Genomic DNA, 11,927 nt, shown 5'->3' with positions numbered 1-11,927 from the left:
CTAAAAACAGTAGTGAATAATTTTAATTATCGAGGTATATCTCATGACAATGAATAAAAAATGGTTAGCAGTAGCAATGATGGTTCCTTTGGCATTTGGTAGCACTGCTGTACTGGCTAACGGCAAAAAAGGCGGCGATAAAGGCGCTAAAGAGTGTAGCGGTCAAATGCACGGTAAAAACGAATTTCGTGGACTTAATTTAACCGATGCACAAAAAACAGAACTAAAAACCATTCGTGATGAAGTGCGTGCCTCGAAAAAAGCTCAAGGTGAGAGCAAGCGTCAGCAAATGAAAGCGATGAAAGATCAAGAGCAACAATTGGTTCTTGCCGCTGATTTTGATGAAGCAAAAGCCAAAGAGCTAGCCTCTTCAATGGTGGCTGAGCGTACGGCCATGAAAGTAGAAAAAATGCGCACTACGCATCGCATGATGAGTGTTCTTACTGCTGAGCAAAAGCAACAGCTGGTAGAGAAGAGAGCCGAAAAAGCACAAAAATGTGAGCAAAAAATGCAGAAGAAAATGGAAAAGAAAATGGCTAAAAAAGACAACCAATAAGCTAATGATGAGATAGCCTAGATTTTCTTTGAAGTTTCGTACTTCTGCCAATAAAAACGTAGCCGTTATAGGCTGCGTTTTTTGTTGGTAGTGTTCGCTTTAGTGGTTGCAGGATCGCGGCGATAAGGCACGCAGCTACGCCTATTTTCTGGGGTTAAACCTAAGCTCTCACACCACCTATCATATTGTTTTATTAGATTAAGTAGCCACTTTTTCATTCTCTTTTCCTTCCACTTATCCTCTATCTGGGATTACATCGATGTTATATTTCGGTGTATACTTTGTGCAAATTTACTGCAATAAAGATTATGAACCCACGATATAAGAAATTAGTTACGATTGCTGCGTGGTCTGCCACATTGGTTGCAACTTTGCTCTTGGTAGTAAAGATAGCGATTTGGTGGGTAACAGGCTCGGTGAGTTTATTAGCCTCAGTGGTCGATTCATTACTGGATATTGCCGCTTCTTCAATCAATTTAGTGGTACTCAAGTACGCCCTGCAACCGGCGGATGATGAGTATACTTTTGGTCATGGTAAGGCTGAATCATTAGCCGCGCTTGCACAATCTATGTTTATTTCTGGCTCGGCATTCTTCTTGATATTGAGCGGTTTTGAACGTTTTTTCCGTCCAGAAGCACTCAACCAACCTGAACTGGGTATTTATGTCAGCTTGTTTGCCATGCTGATTACCTTTGGTCTGGTAACTTTCCAAAAATATGTCGTTCGTCAAACGGGTAGCCAAGCCATCGCCGCAGATTCCCTGCATTATCAAACTGACCTTTATATGAATGGCGCAATTTTAGTGGCATTGATATTGAGCATGTATGGATTTACTCAAGCGGATGCCATCTTTGCGATAGGTATTGGCGTATTCATCTTAGTGAGTGCGTTTAAGATGATTGTTGAGGCTGTGCAGTCTTTATTAGACCGTCAATTACCGGATTCTGAGTTAATTGAGATTGAAGAAATCGCCAGTTCAGTAGATAGGGTATACGGCATTCATGACTTGAGAACTCGTCAGTCTGGGCCGACTCGTTTTATACAGTTACATCTCGAACTTGATGATCAGCTTCCTTTAATAGATGCTCATAACATAGCGGATGAAGTTGAAGATAAACTAAAGCAACATTTTGAGGGGTGTGATGTGCTGATTCATCAAGATCCACTTTCTGTGATTGCTAAATACGAGAGGCAGGACAAATAACCATATCGGACTGCAACGAATTGTTTATGAGATTTAGTTAAAATTCGCTATCTTGAAGGGTGAAAGTTAAGTTTTCGGATTCTGATTTGAATCAACCTTAACTTTGCAGGAAACTGTAATACTCTAATTAAGAGAAAGATTTGTAGTTTTGCTCAATACAGCCAGAAGGGGGCTTGAGTGAGACTGATAGAATTCTTGCCGATGACAAGGCACTTAAAATTAAAATATAAATTAGATCTATCCCAATAATGAGGGGCAACATGATTAAAAAAATTGGTGTACTAACAAGTGGTGGTGACGCACCAGGTATGAATGCTGCGGTACGAGGGGTTGTACGTACAGCGTTGTCAAAAGGTGTTGAGGTTTATGGCATCTACGATGGCTACCAAGGCTTGTATGAAAACCGCATCGAAAAATTAGATCGTTCGAGTGTATCGGATGTGATCAATAAAGGCGGTACATTCCTAGGTTCAGCTCGTTTTCCGGAGTTTAAAGACGAAGAAGTGCGTGCTAAAGCTATCGAAAACCTAAAAGAACATGGTATCGAGGCACTAGTGGTTGTTGGTGGTGATGGCTCTTACATGGGGGCGAAGAAGCTGACTGAAATGGGTTACCCATGTATCGGTCTGCCGGGCACTATCGATAATGATATTGCTGGTACAGACTACACTATTGGTTACTTAACGGCGCTTAATACCGTTATTGATGCGATTGACCGCCTACGTGATACTTCATCTTCTCACCAACGTATCTCTATCGTTGAGATCATGGGTCGCCATTGTGGTGATTTGACTCTAATGTCTGCTATTGCGGGTGGTTGTGAATACATCATCACTCCTGAGCGTCAATGGAGCAAAGAAGAGCTGATTGCTAATATTGAAGAAGGCATCAAAAAAGGCAAGAAGCATGCAATCATTGCTTTGACTGAATTGATGTTTGATGCCAATGATTTGGCAAAAGATATTGAAGCAGCGACTGGACGTGAGACTCGTGCTACGGTTCTTGGTCATATCCAACGTGGCGGTCGTCCTACTGCATTTGACCGTATCTTGGCCTCTCGCATGGGTAACTACGCTGTACACCTTCTTCTAGAAGGTCATGGTGGACGTTGTGTGGGTATCCAAAAAGAAGAGTTGGTTCATCACGACATTATCGATGCAATTGAAAATATGCGTCGTCCAGTGCGTAATGATCTTTACATGGTTGCGGATGAGCTTTTCTAAGCAAGCCACATAGAAATTATTCAGTGAAAAACGCTGCCTTTGGTAGCGTTTTTTTTGTTTTGTATAGCACCAAAACGAAAAAGGCCAGCCGAAGCTGACCTTTGTACTTTTGTCAATTAAGACTGCCAATCAAGACAGTCCATTAAGACGATTATTGTGCTTTAGCAACTGCGGCTGCTTTAGCGATAGCGGCAAAGCTTTTCGCATCAAGTGCAGCGCCACCAACTAGAGCACCATCGATGTCTGGTTGAGCAAAGTAAGCTGCAGCATTATCTGGTTTCACAGAACCGCCGTATTGAATCACGATGTTCTTAGCGACATCTGCGTTCTTTTCAGCGATGTGAGCACGGATAGAAGCGTGGATGCGCTGTGCATCATCAGCTGTTGCTGCTTTACCTGTGCCGATAGCCCAGATTGGTTCATAAGCAATGATTGCACCGTTAAGTGCTTCTGCGCCTAGTAGGTTGATAACAGCGTCAATTTGACGTGCACATACAGATTCAGTTTCGCCTGCTTCGTTTTGAGCTTCAGTCTCACCGATACATAGTACAGGAGTTAAGCCATTTTCTTTTAGGAAAGCGAATTTTTGTGCTACGAACTCGTCTGACTCTTTGTGGTATTCACGACGCTCTGAGTGACCAATGATGATGTGAGTTGCCCCAAACTCTTTTAGCATCGCTGGTGAAGTGTCGCCTGTGAAAGCACCTTGGTTATTAATATCTGTGTTTTGTGCACCAAGGATGATTGCACTACCTGCGTCCGTTAAAGTACGTTCTGCAAGGTCAATGAATAGCGCTGGCGGAGCCACTGCTACATCAACACCTGTTACGCCTTCAAGTTCAGCATTCAAGCCAGTTAGTAGATCTACTACCATTTCTTTGGAACCGTTTAGTTTCCAGTTTCCCATAACTACAGGATGACGCATAAAATACTCCCTTCTAAATTAGTAAAAAATATACGCTGTGGATCAATATAACAGATAAAAGTCTATAGATCATGGAAGCAATGATTTCTTATTCAGCTCAGTTTGTAAGCAAAAAGTGTGAGGTGATCTCATTGGCAAAAATAAAGGGAAATTGACTGCCGTAGGCGGCGTTTAGTGTATGGTTTATACCTCATCAGGATGAGGTTTTATTTCAAGGAAGTGTTTGTTATGCCTAATTTAGTTATGGAGTACAGCGATGCTCTAGAAGGGCGATTGAATATTCATAGTGTGCTGCAAGACATGCATCAAATTATGATTGATAGTGAATTGTTTGAGTGTAATTCAATTCGTTCTCGCACCTTACGAACGCATCTATGGTTGATTGGTGAGAGTGAAGATCAACATAACTTTATCCATGTTAGCATCGAACTCATTGAAGGGCGTAGCATAGAGCAGAAAAAAGCATTGTCTGAGAGCATTTTTCAATTGCTAGTAGAACAAGCCAGTTGGGTAGGCAGTTTGAGTGTCAATATCCGTGAGATGGACCAAGAGTGCTTTCACAGACAATGTAATCTTTAGGAATGAGCAATGGACTATAAATTTTTATTATTTTCATTTGATGGACGCATAGGGCGAAAGCAGTTTTGGATTTGGAACATTAGTTACTATTTATTCCTGTCTGCGGTTGGCTCTATGTTAGCGCATATATCTCCGGGGATGGCGCTGTATGCGATTCCAGTTTTATCACTGATCTTGTTTTATCCAGATTTGGCGATAACCGCTAAACGTTGGCACGATCGCAACAAATCAAACCGCTTTTTATTGCTGAGTATCCCATTGATTATTGGCCGCTTATTAGTGCCATTTTCTGCGCAGGCCGAAACCGGTGATGGTGTTTCTCGAATCTTGTCACTGATTGCTCTGATATGTGGGGTTTGGATTTTGGTGGAATGTGGCTTGTTAAAGGGCAGTGATGGTAAGAATGATTACGGGGAAGCTTACCAGTAATAAAAAACGCAGCCGAGGCTGCGTTTTTTGCTAGTAGGTGTGAGTTATAGGATATGACCTTTAACTTCGTCGTCTTTACGCTCAAGGTAATGAATAGACTTGATGCGACGGATTGTACGACAACGGCCTCTAATCAATAGCGTTTCTGTAGTAGCGATATTGCCTTGACGAGTAATGCCTTCTAGCAAGTCACCTTTGGTGATACCTGTAGCAGCAAAAAGTACATTGTCACTGCTTGCCATATCAGACAAAGCCAATACCACGTTAGCTTCAACGCCCATTTCAGCGCAACGTTTTAACTCTTCTTCACCGTGAGCGCGAGTTTCTGCATCATCGCCTTTTACTTCATGACGAGGAAGAAGGCGACCTTGCATGTCACCGTCTAGAGCGCGGATAACCGCAGCTGAAACAACACCTTCTGGTGCGCCGCCAATGCAGTACATCATGTCCACTTCACTGTCTGGCATACAGGTTAAAATAGAAGCCGCTACATCGCCGTCTGGCACAGCGAATACACGCACGCCCATCTCTTGCATCTCTTTAATCACTTTATCGTGACGAGGTTTTGCCAGTGTAATCACAGTTAGCTCATGCAGAGATTTACCTAGTGCTTTTGCTACATTAACTAGGTTTTCAGCAAGTGGTTTAGTCAGGTCAATGTGACCTTTTGCGCCAGGGCCGACAACCAGTTTTTCCATGTACATATCAGGTGCTTTAAGGAAGCTGCCTTTTTCACCTGCCGCAAGTACTGCTAAGGCATTGGATTGCCCCATAGCCGTCATGCGAGTTCCCTCTATAGGATCAACTGCGATATCAACAGCATCACCACCAACACCGACCATCTCGCCAATGTACAGCATAGGTGCGTCATCGATTTCACCTTCACCAATAACAATTTCACCGCTAATTTCAGTTTTGTTCAGTAGGGTACGCATAACTTCAACAGCCGCACCATCTGCCGCGTTTTTGTCTCCGCGTCCAAGCCACTTATAACCAGCTAGAGCTGCGCCTTCTGTTACACGAGAAAATGCTATTGCTAAATCGCGTTTCATATCGACTCCAATTGAGGGGGGTTCACATAAAGGGTTCAAAAAATCGCCGAGATTCTATCATATCTTTACGTAAACGTTTGCGTGATTTGCTCAAGTTTATTCCCCTTCTTGAATATTTATCGATTTTGTTTCGTCGACAGCGAGAAGAATGATGAGGAATGGTTTGTGATTGTCAAAATTTGATTAGAATCGTGTTTTTTTTGTCCATTTAAACCAGAATTAAATTTTTAGGTGTGTTTATATACATGCGTGTGGGTAGAATGGTTGAGAAGTCAGTCTTTATATATGGATAACGAATTAGGTAGGCCAACATGTCTTTAGAAGTGTTAGAAAAACTAGAAGCCAAAGTGCAGACAGCGGTAGATACAATTACTCTGTTACAAATGGAAGTTGAAGAACTGAAAGAGCAGAAGCAAAGCCTTGCTAATGAAGCTGAGCAACTACGCAACGAGAAAGTTGAAACTGAACAGCGTGCACAACAAGTTCAAGCTGAGCATGATGCGTGGCAAGAACGCATTCGCAGCATGCTAGGCAAAATGGAAGAAGTAGAATAAGTTTTACTTTTCCAATTGCTAAAGACAGAAACGCCAGCTTTAAGCTGGCGTTTCTGTCTTTAGTGTTTCAACCAATAGCGCGGGTTTTGGGTTTTACTATTGCGCCTTAATTCAAAGTAAAGGGAAGGAGTCGAACGTCCACCCGTGTCTCCGGCCAGAGCTATGGTCTCTCCAGCCGTAACCTTATCACCTTCTTTCTTGGTCAATACTTGGTTGTACCCATAGAGCGTCATGTCGCCTTTACCGTGGTCAAGTAGTAGCACTAGGCCGTAACCACGTAAGTAATCCGCAAATACCACAGTACCCGGATAAACCGCTTTTACTGGCTGTTCATATTGGGCGCTAATCACTACGCCTTTCCAATACACTTGGCCGCTTTGTCGAGTGCCGTAGCTGTGTAGAACTTTGCCTTTGATTGGCCAAGGTAGATGACCTTTGCGTCGTGCTAAACCATCCATAGGAACAGAATTACGCTTAGCCGCTTTGGCTATTTCGGCTTTAAGTCTAGCTTCGTTGCGTTTTAGCTCATTGAGGTAGGCGTGATCGCCTGCGATACCGCGCTTAATTTTTGCTACCGTGTTTTTTCTGTTGGCTTGTGAAGTGCGCAGTTTCTTAAGTTGTTGGGTTTGTTTGCTTAGCAGGGCTTCGATTTGTTGTTGTTCGGCCACTAACTGTTGGTTTTTTTGTTCCAACTGAGCGTTGGTTTTTTGTAGTTCAGTGATGGTTGCGGTGCGCTGCTTTGCCAGATGTTGGTAATACTGGCTGATGCGGTCTTTTTCTTCCGGGCTTTCATGGCTAAGAAAGCTCTCGATTTTAGCACTGGTGTGCATCATGTAGTAAGACTTAACCAGCTTTTGTAGCGCTTCAGCTTGTGACTGAGTTTTATCTAATAATTCTTGATGCTGTTTATCATAAACTTTCAGGTTGGCTTCTGAGCGTTTTAATGATGAACGAGTCTGGGTCAGGCTCTTACTTGCATTGGCAATTGAGAGTTCGTCAGTTTTTAAGCGTTTTTGCAGTTTATCCAGTTCTTTCTGTTGATGAGAAAGGCTTTTTTGTTGACGAGTAATCTCACCTTTAACCCCTTTTAATTCTTCAGGGTTGGCATTTGCGTTTGGCGAGAAAAACAGCGAAGACGACAGGTATAACAAAACGCCAGCGCATAGCACACTGGCGTTTAATTTTTTCGAAAATGGTACTTTCTGAGGAATGAGATTCATCCTAAATCTTTAACTTGGCTTTCTTTGCTACAGTGTACACTGTAGCAAAGCGTTCTTAGCAAAGATTATTTCAGATTTACAAGAACCTGACCAGACATCTCTGCTGGGATTTCGATGTCAGATAGCTCAAGCATAGTTGGTGCTAGATCTGAAAGCTTACCGTTTTCTTTGAATTCTAGGTCTTTGTTACCAACGTAGATCAAAGGAACAGGAAGGTTAGTGTGTGCAGTGTGGATACCACCTGTTTCAGGGTTAACCATCATTTCTGCGTTACCGTGGTCAGCTGTAATTAGCAATTGACCATCTACTTCATTGATTGCTTCAACTACGCGACCGATACACTCATCTAGAGCTTCACTTGCTTTAACTGCGGCATCGTAAACGCCAGTGTGACCAACCATGTCACAGTTAGGGTAGTTACAAACAATCGCATCGTATTTGCCAGATTTAATCGCAGCTACAAGCTTGTCAGTCAATTCTAGCGAGCTCATTTCAGGCTGTAGGTCGTAAGTTGCCACTTTTGGAGAAGCAACAAGTTGACGCTCTTCACCTGCAAACTCGTTTTCAATGCCGCCATTGAAGAAGAAAGTAACGTGCGCGTATTTTTCTGTTTCAGAGATACGTAGCTGAGTTTTACCTTCTTTAGATAACCACTCACCGTAAGTGTTTTCTAGAGATGCTGGTGGGAATGCACATAGTAGAGGGATGTCTGCTGCGTATTGAGTCAGCATAACAAAGTCTACTTCTGGGAATACGTTACGTTCGAAGTTATCGAATGAAGGTACGAAAGTACGAGTAATTTCACGAGCACGGTCAGCACGGTAGTTCATGAAGATAACCGCATCGCCATCAACGATAGCGGCTGATTCTTCTGTTGCTGTTTTGATTTCAGTTGGTTTAACAAATTCATCGTTTTCATCACGAGAATAAGCGGCTTCAAGACCCGCGACAGCGTTATCGAACGTAAAGTCAGATTTAGCTTCAGTTAATAGGTCATAAGCTTGTTGAACGCGATCCCAGTTGTTATCACGATCCATTGCGTAGTAACGGCCTACAAGAGAGGCGATACGACCTTTACCTAGTTTAGTAAATAGAGCTTGGAAGCGTTGTAGTGAACCTTCAGCAGAGCGAGGTGGAGTATCGCGTCCGTCTAGGAAACAGTGTAGGTAGATTTTTTCTGCGCCACGTTCTGCTGCCATTTCAACAGCGGCATAGATGTGGTCTTCATGGCTGTGAACGCCACCTGGAGACATTAGGCCTAGAATGTGAACAGCGTTACCAGACTTGATAGCTTTATCCATTGCGTTAACTAGAGTTTCATTTTGTTGGAACTCTTTGTCAGCAATTGACTTAGTAATACGAGTTAGATCTTGGTAAACCACGCGACCAGCACCAATGTTGGTGTGACCTACTTCAGAGTTACCCATTTGACCATCAGGTAGGCCAACGTCAATGCCAGAAGCAGAGATAAGCGTATTTGGCTGAGTAGCAATTAGGTTGTCTAGGATTGGTGTGTTTGCATTTGCGATAGCGTTATCGGCTTTATCTTTGCGGTATCCGTAACCGTCAAGGATCACTAGAGCCATAGGCTTCTTAGCTGACATAGTTTGACCTCGTTGTTTAATTTTAAATAACTTTAACTCACGTGATTTTACTACAGATTACCTCAATTGAAGCACTTAAAGGTTAAATAAATTTTTCAATGCTGGCTTCTAATGGGTGAATCCGGATGATTTTTATACAGCAAGAGTAATTAAATTTCAAAGAAGGTGTGAATTTACGATCAATTTGGTTGCGCTCAGGTTTCATTTATAAAACTAAGCAGTGAATAGTGCTGTATTCGTGATCTATGTTTCCTTTTTAAAAAGCAATCACCCTAGGCTCAATCTCGCATCCTACGTTTGTAATGGTATACTGCCTGCTAAATTTTTCGGTTTATGAATTAAAAAGAGTATCTGACGATGCAAGAAATTTTCGATTTTGCTCACCAGAACATGATTCTGTGTGTTGTTTGGGTTGGTATTATTGTCGCCCTAGTGATGAATATCTTCAAATCTTCCACCGCTGGATATACTGAAGTTGATACTCAGGCGATGACCATGCTAATTAACCGTGAAAACGGTGTAGTAGTGGACGTTCGTACTAATGATGAGTTCAAAAAAGGTCATATTACTGACTCAGTTCACATTTTACCTTCTGAAATCAAAGAAGGTACCTTAGGTTCGCTTGAAAACAGAAAAAGCGACCCAATCATTGTTGTATGTAAGACAGGTCAAACTGCAATTGAGAATGCCAACGTGCTAGCTAAAGCTGGCTTTGAAAAAGTATTCGTGTTGAAACATGGCTTATCTTCTTGGAGTGATGCAAATCTACCTTTAGTGCGTGCTAAAAAAGAACCACGTAAGAAGAAAAAGCAAAAAGCTCTAGCTGAATAAAAATAATCATTGGGCACGACAATTGTGCCCCAATACCAAGATATACAAATTAAGGATTCAAAAATGTCTGAAGCAGCAGCGACTCAAGCACCACAACAGAACTTCACTATTCAACGTGTCTTCTTGAAAGATCTTTCTTTCGAAGCGCCAAACTCTCCAGCAATGTTTCAAAAAGAATGGCAACCAGATGTAAACCTAGACCTAGACACTAAAAGTGCTCAACTAGGCGAAGGCGTTTACGAAGTTGTTCTTCGTCTAACAGTAACTGTTAAAAATGCTGACGAAACGGCTTTCCTATGTGAAGTTCAACAAGGTGGTATTTTCACAGCTGAAGATATGGAACCAGGTCAACTTGCACATTGCCTAGGTGCATTCTGCCCGAACATCTTGTTCCCATACGCTCGCGAAACTATTTCAAGCCTAGTTGTTAAGGGTACATTCCCTCAACTAAACCTTGCTCCTGTAAACTTTGATGCGTTGTTCATGAACTACCTACAAAGCCAACAGCAACAAGAAGAACAGCCTCAAGCTGACGCATAATTAGAGTTTAATTTAATCTTTTTGATTAAATTCACTTGAAAATATCAATGCACACCGCATCTAATCATTTGATACGGTGTGCATTTTTTATTTACACTATCTTTTAAAATTCAGTAGATTTTAATCTCAAGGGTCTATAGCCCTTTCACAACAAATTATGGATTTGAATATGGCAGCATCAAATTGTGAGTTTCAAGGCACATCAATGACAGTGATTGGCGCCGGTTCTTATGGCACTTCATTGGCTATCTCGCTCGCTCGTAATGGCGCAGAAGTCGTTATTTGGGGTCATGAACGTGAACACATGCAGAAGCTACAAGCGGATAGAATGAACAAAGAGTTCTTACCGGATGTGCCTTTTCCTGATTCACTGATTGTGGAATGTGATTTAGAAAAAGCCGTTGCCGCTAGTCGAGATCTACTGGTTGTCGTACCAAGCCATGTTTTTGGCATTGTACTAGATAGCTTAAAGCCACACTTAAAAGCAGATTCACGCATCTGCTGGGCAACGAAAGGCTTAGAGCCAGAAACAGGCCGTCTATTAAAAGATGTTGCGCAAGAGAAACTCGGTGATCAGTATCCATTGGCGGTATTGTCTGGTCCAACATTTGCCAAAGAGTTGGCTATGGGGTTACCGACTGCGATTGCCGTGGCGTCTTCCGAGCCACAATTTGCCACTGAACTACAAAATAAAATTCACTGCAGTAAGTCTTTTCGCGTGTATGCCAATGATGATTTCATCGGTATGCAATTGGGTGGCGCGGTGAAAAATGTCATTGCCATTGGCGCAGGTATGTCTGATGGTATTGGTTTTGGTGCCAACGCTCGTACCGCATTGATTACTCGTGGCCTTGCTGAAATGACTCGCTTAGGCGTAGCATTAGGCGCAAAACCTGAAACCTTTATGGGTATGGCAGGTCTGGGTGATTTAGTGCTAACGTGTACTGATAATCAATCGCGCAATCGCCGCTTTGGATTGGCGTTGGGTAAAGGTCAGGACGTAGACACAGCACAACAAGAAATTGGGCAAGTGGTTGAAGGCTACCGCAACACCAAAGAAGTATGGCTACTGGCCAACCGTGAAGGCATCGAAATGCCAATCGTGGAGCAAATTTACCAAGTGCTTTATCAAGGTAAAGATGCCAATGCTGCCGCGCAGGACTTGTTAGCCCGCGATAAAAAAGCAGAACGATAAGAATATTAGTAAAA

General features: G+C 42.5%; 14 protein-coding genes. 9 read left to right on the top strand and 5 right to left on the bottom strand.

The features are described from left to right. Positions 1 to 43 precede the first annotated feature (43 nt). Positions 44 to 556: a Spy/CpxP family protein refolding chaperone gene (locus OCU38_RS11720; RefSeq protein WP_261823185.1), complete on the top strand. Its 513-nt coding sequence runs from the start codon at positions 44 to 46 to the stop codon at positions 554 to 556. Positions 557 to 621: 65 nt separating this feature from the next. Here the strand turns inward: OCU38_RS11720 and OCU38_RS11715 are convergent, their stop codons facing one another. Beyond that, positions 622 to 774 (bottom strand): DUF5363 domain-containing protein, encoded by a 153-nt coding sequence (locus OCU38_RS11715; RefSeq protein ID WP_261823184.1) that lies wholly within the window; start codon positions 772 to 774, stop codon positions 622 to 624. A gap of 90 nt (positions 775 to 864) precedes the next feature. Between OCU38_RS11715 and fieF the strand changes: the two genes are divergently transcribed. After that, positions 865 to 1,761 carry a CDF family cation-efflux transporter FieF gene (gene fieF, locus OCU38_RS11710; protein WP_261823183.1) on the top strand — a complete coding sequence of 299 codons (897 nt, stop codon included), beginning with the start codon at positions 865 to 867 and terminating at the stop codon, positions 1,759 to 1,761. Positions 1,762 to 2,021: 260 nt separating this feature from the next. Beyond that, on the top strand, positions 2,022 to 2,984 hold the full coding sequence (gene pfkA, locus OCU38_RS11705) for a 6-phosphofructokinase (protein ID WP_152822347.1): 963 nt from the start codon (positions 2,022 to 2,024) through the stop codon (positions 2,982 to 2,984). 151 nt (positions 2,985 to 3,135) lie between these two features. Here pfkA and tpiA read toward each other — a convergent pair whose 3' ends face one another. After that, positions 3,136 to 3,909: a triose-phosphate isomerase gene (gene tpiA, locus OCU38_RS11700; RefSeq protein WP_152822350.1), complete on the bottom strand. Its 774-nt coding sequence runs from the start codon at positions 3,907 to 3,909 to the stop codon at positions 3,136 to 3,138. Between the two features lie 228 nt (positions 3,910 to 4,137). Here tpiA and OCU38_RS11695 point away from each other — a divergent pair, with 228 nt between their 5' ends. Further along, on the top strand, positions 4,138 to 4,488 hold the full coding sequence (locus OCU38_RS11695) for a 5-carboxymethyl-2-hydroxymuconate Delta-isomerase (protein ID WP_261823182.1): 351 nt from the start codon (positions 4,138 to 4,140) through the stop codon (positions 4,486 to 4,488). A gap of 9 nt (positions 4,489 to 4,497) precedes the next feature. After that, complete coding sequence (locus OCU38_RS11690; protein WP_261823181.1) at positions 4,498 to 4,917, top strand: DUF805 domain-containing protein; 420 nt, start codon at positions 4,498 to 4,500, stop codon at positions 4,915 to 4,917. Between the two features lie 44 nt (positions 4,918 to 4,961). Here OCU38_RS11690 and glpX read toward each other — a convergent pair whose 3' ends face one another. Next, entirely contained in the window at positions 4,962 to 5,969 is a 1,008-nt protein-coding gene (gene glpX / locus OCU38_RS11685; RefSeq protein WP_261823180.1) for a class II fructose-bisphosphatase, read from the bottom strand. A 311-nt stretch (positions 5,970 to 6,280) separates the two neighbouring features. Between glpX and zapB the strand changes: the two genes are divergently transcribed. Next, the gene (gene zapB / locus OCU38_RS11680) at positions 6,281 to 6,523 is read left to right on the top strand and encodes a cell division protein ZapB (protein WP_021714597.1); all 243 of its coding nucleotides are present in this window, start codon (positions 6,281 to 6,283) and stop codon (positions 6,521 to 6,523) included. Positions 6,524 to 6,582: 59 nt separating this feature from the next. Here zapB and OCU38_RS11675 read toward each other — a convergent pair whose 3' ends face one another. Then, positions 6,583 to 7,743: a murein hydrolase activator EnvC family protein gene (locus OCU38_RS11675; protein WP_261823179.1), complete on the bottom strand. Its 1,161-nt coding sequence runs from the start codon at positions 7,741 to 7,743 to the stop codon at positions 6,583 to 6,585. A gap of 65 nt (positions 7,744 to 7,808) precedes the next feature. Further along, positions 7,809 to 9,347, bottom strand: a complete 1,539-nt coding sequence (gene gpmM / locus OCU38_RS11670) for a 2,3-bisphosphoglycerate-independent phosphoglycerate mutase (RefSeq protein WP_261823178.1) — start codon at positions 9,345 to 9,347, stop codon at positions 7,809 to 7,811. A gap of 357 nt (positions 9,348 to 9,704) precedes the next feature. On the opposite strand from gpmM, the gene OCU38_RS11665 reads away from it, so the two are divergent. From OCU38_RS11665 to gpsA, 3 genes are all read left to right on the top strand, one after another. Then, on the top strand, positions 9,705 to 10,178 hold the full coding sequence (locus OCU38_RS11665) for a rhodanese-like domain-containing protein (RefSeq protein WP_261823177.1): 474 nt from the start codon (positions 9,705 to 9,707) through the stop codon (positions 10,176 to 10,178). A gap of 63 nt (positions 10,179 to 10,241) precedes the next feature. Next, entirely contained in the window at positions 10,242 to 10,718 is a 477-nt protein-coding gene (gene secB, locus OCU38_RS11660; RefSeq protein ID WP_261823176.1) for a protein-export chaperone SecB, read from the top strand. 169 nt (positions 10,719 to 10,887) lie between these two features. Beyond that, positions 10,888 to 11,913, top strand: a complete 1,026-nt coding sequence (gene gpsA, locus OCU38_RS11655) for an NAD(P)H-dependent glycerol-3-phosphate dehydrogenase (RefSeq protein ID WP_315972557.1) — start codon at positions 10,888 to 10,890, stop codon at positions 11,911 to 11,913. Positions 11,914 to 11,927: the final 14 nt, after the last annotated feature.

Origin of the sequence: Vibrio neonatus, from assembly GCF_024346975.1 — a bacterium.
In the GTDB taxonomy this organism is placed as follows: Bacteria; Pseudomonadota; Gammaproteobacteria; order Enterobacterales; family Vibrionaceae; genus Vibrio; species Vibrio neonatus.
The sequence above is the reverse complement of the archived record's forward strand: the minus strand, read 5'-3'. Positions and strand labels throughout refer to the sequence as shown.

Bases quoted from the DNA above. Each gene is read 5' to 3' on its own strand.
- OCU38_RS11720 (WP_261823185.1), top strand. From the start codon at position 44: ATGACAATGAATAAAAAATGGTTAGCAGTAGCAATGATGGTTCCTTTG.
- OCU38_RS11690 (WP_261823181.1), top strand. From the start codon at position 4,498: ATGGACTATAAATTTTTATTATTTTCATTTGATGGACGCATAGGGCGA.
- zapB (WP_021714597.1), top strand. From the start codon at position 6,281: ATGTCTTTAGAAGTGTTAGAAAAACTAGAAGCCAAAGTGCAGACAGCG.
- gpsA (WP_315972557.1), top strand. From the start codon at position 10,888: ATGGCAGCATCAAATTGTGAGTTTCAAGGCACATCAATGACAGTGATT.
- OCU38_RS11665 (WP_261823177.1), top strand. From the start codon at position 9,705: ATGCAAGAAATTTTCGATTTTGCTCACCAGAACATGATTCTGTGTGTT.
- fieF (WP_261823183.1), top strand. From the start codon at position 865: ATGAACCCACGATATAAGAAATTAGTTACGATTGCTGCGTGGTCTGCC.
- secB (WP_261823176.1), top strand. From the start codon at position 10,242: ATGTCTGAAGCAGCAGCGACTCAAGCACCACAACAGAACTTCACTATT.
- glpX (WP_261823180.1), bottom strand. From the start codon at position 5,969: ATGAAACGCGATTTAGCAATAGCATTTTCTCGTGTAACAGAAGGCGCA.
- tpiA (WP_152822350.1), bottom strand. From the start codon at position 3,909: ATGCGTCATCCTGTAGTTATGGGAAACTGGAAACTAAACGGTTCCAAA.
- OCU38_RS11675 (WP_261823179.1), bottom strand. From the start codon at position 7,743: ATGAATCTCATTCCTCAGAAAGTACCATTTTCGAAAAAATTAAACGCC.
- OCU38_RS11695 (WP_261823182.1), top strand. From the start codon at position 4,138: ATGCCTAATTTAGTTATGGAGTACAGCGATGCTCTAGAAGGGCGATTG.
- gpmM (WP_261823178.1), bottom strand. From the start codon at position 9,347: ATGTCAGCTAAGAAGCCTATGGCTCTAGTGATCCTTGACGGTTACGGA.
- OCU38_RS11715 (WP_261823184.1), bottom strand. From the start codon at position 774: ATGAAAAAGTGGCTACTTAATCTAATAAAACAATATGATAGGTGGTGT.
- pfkA (WP_152822347.1), top strand. From the start codon at position 2,022: ATGATTAAAAAAATTGGTGTACTAACAAGTGGTGGTGACGCACCAGGT.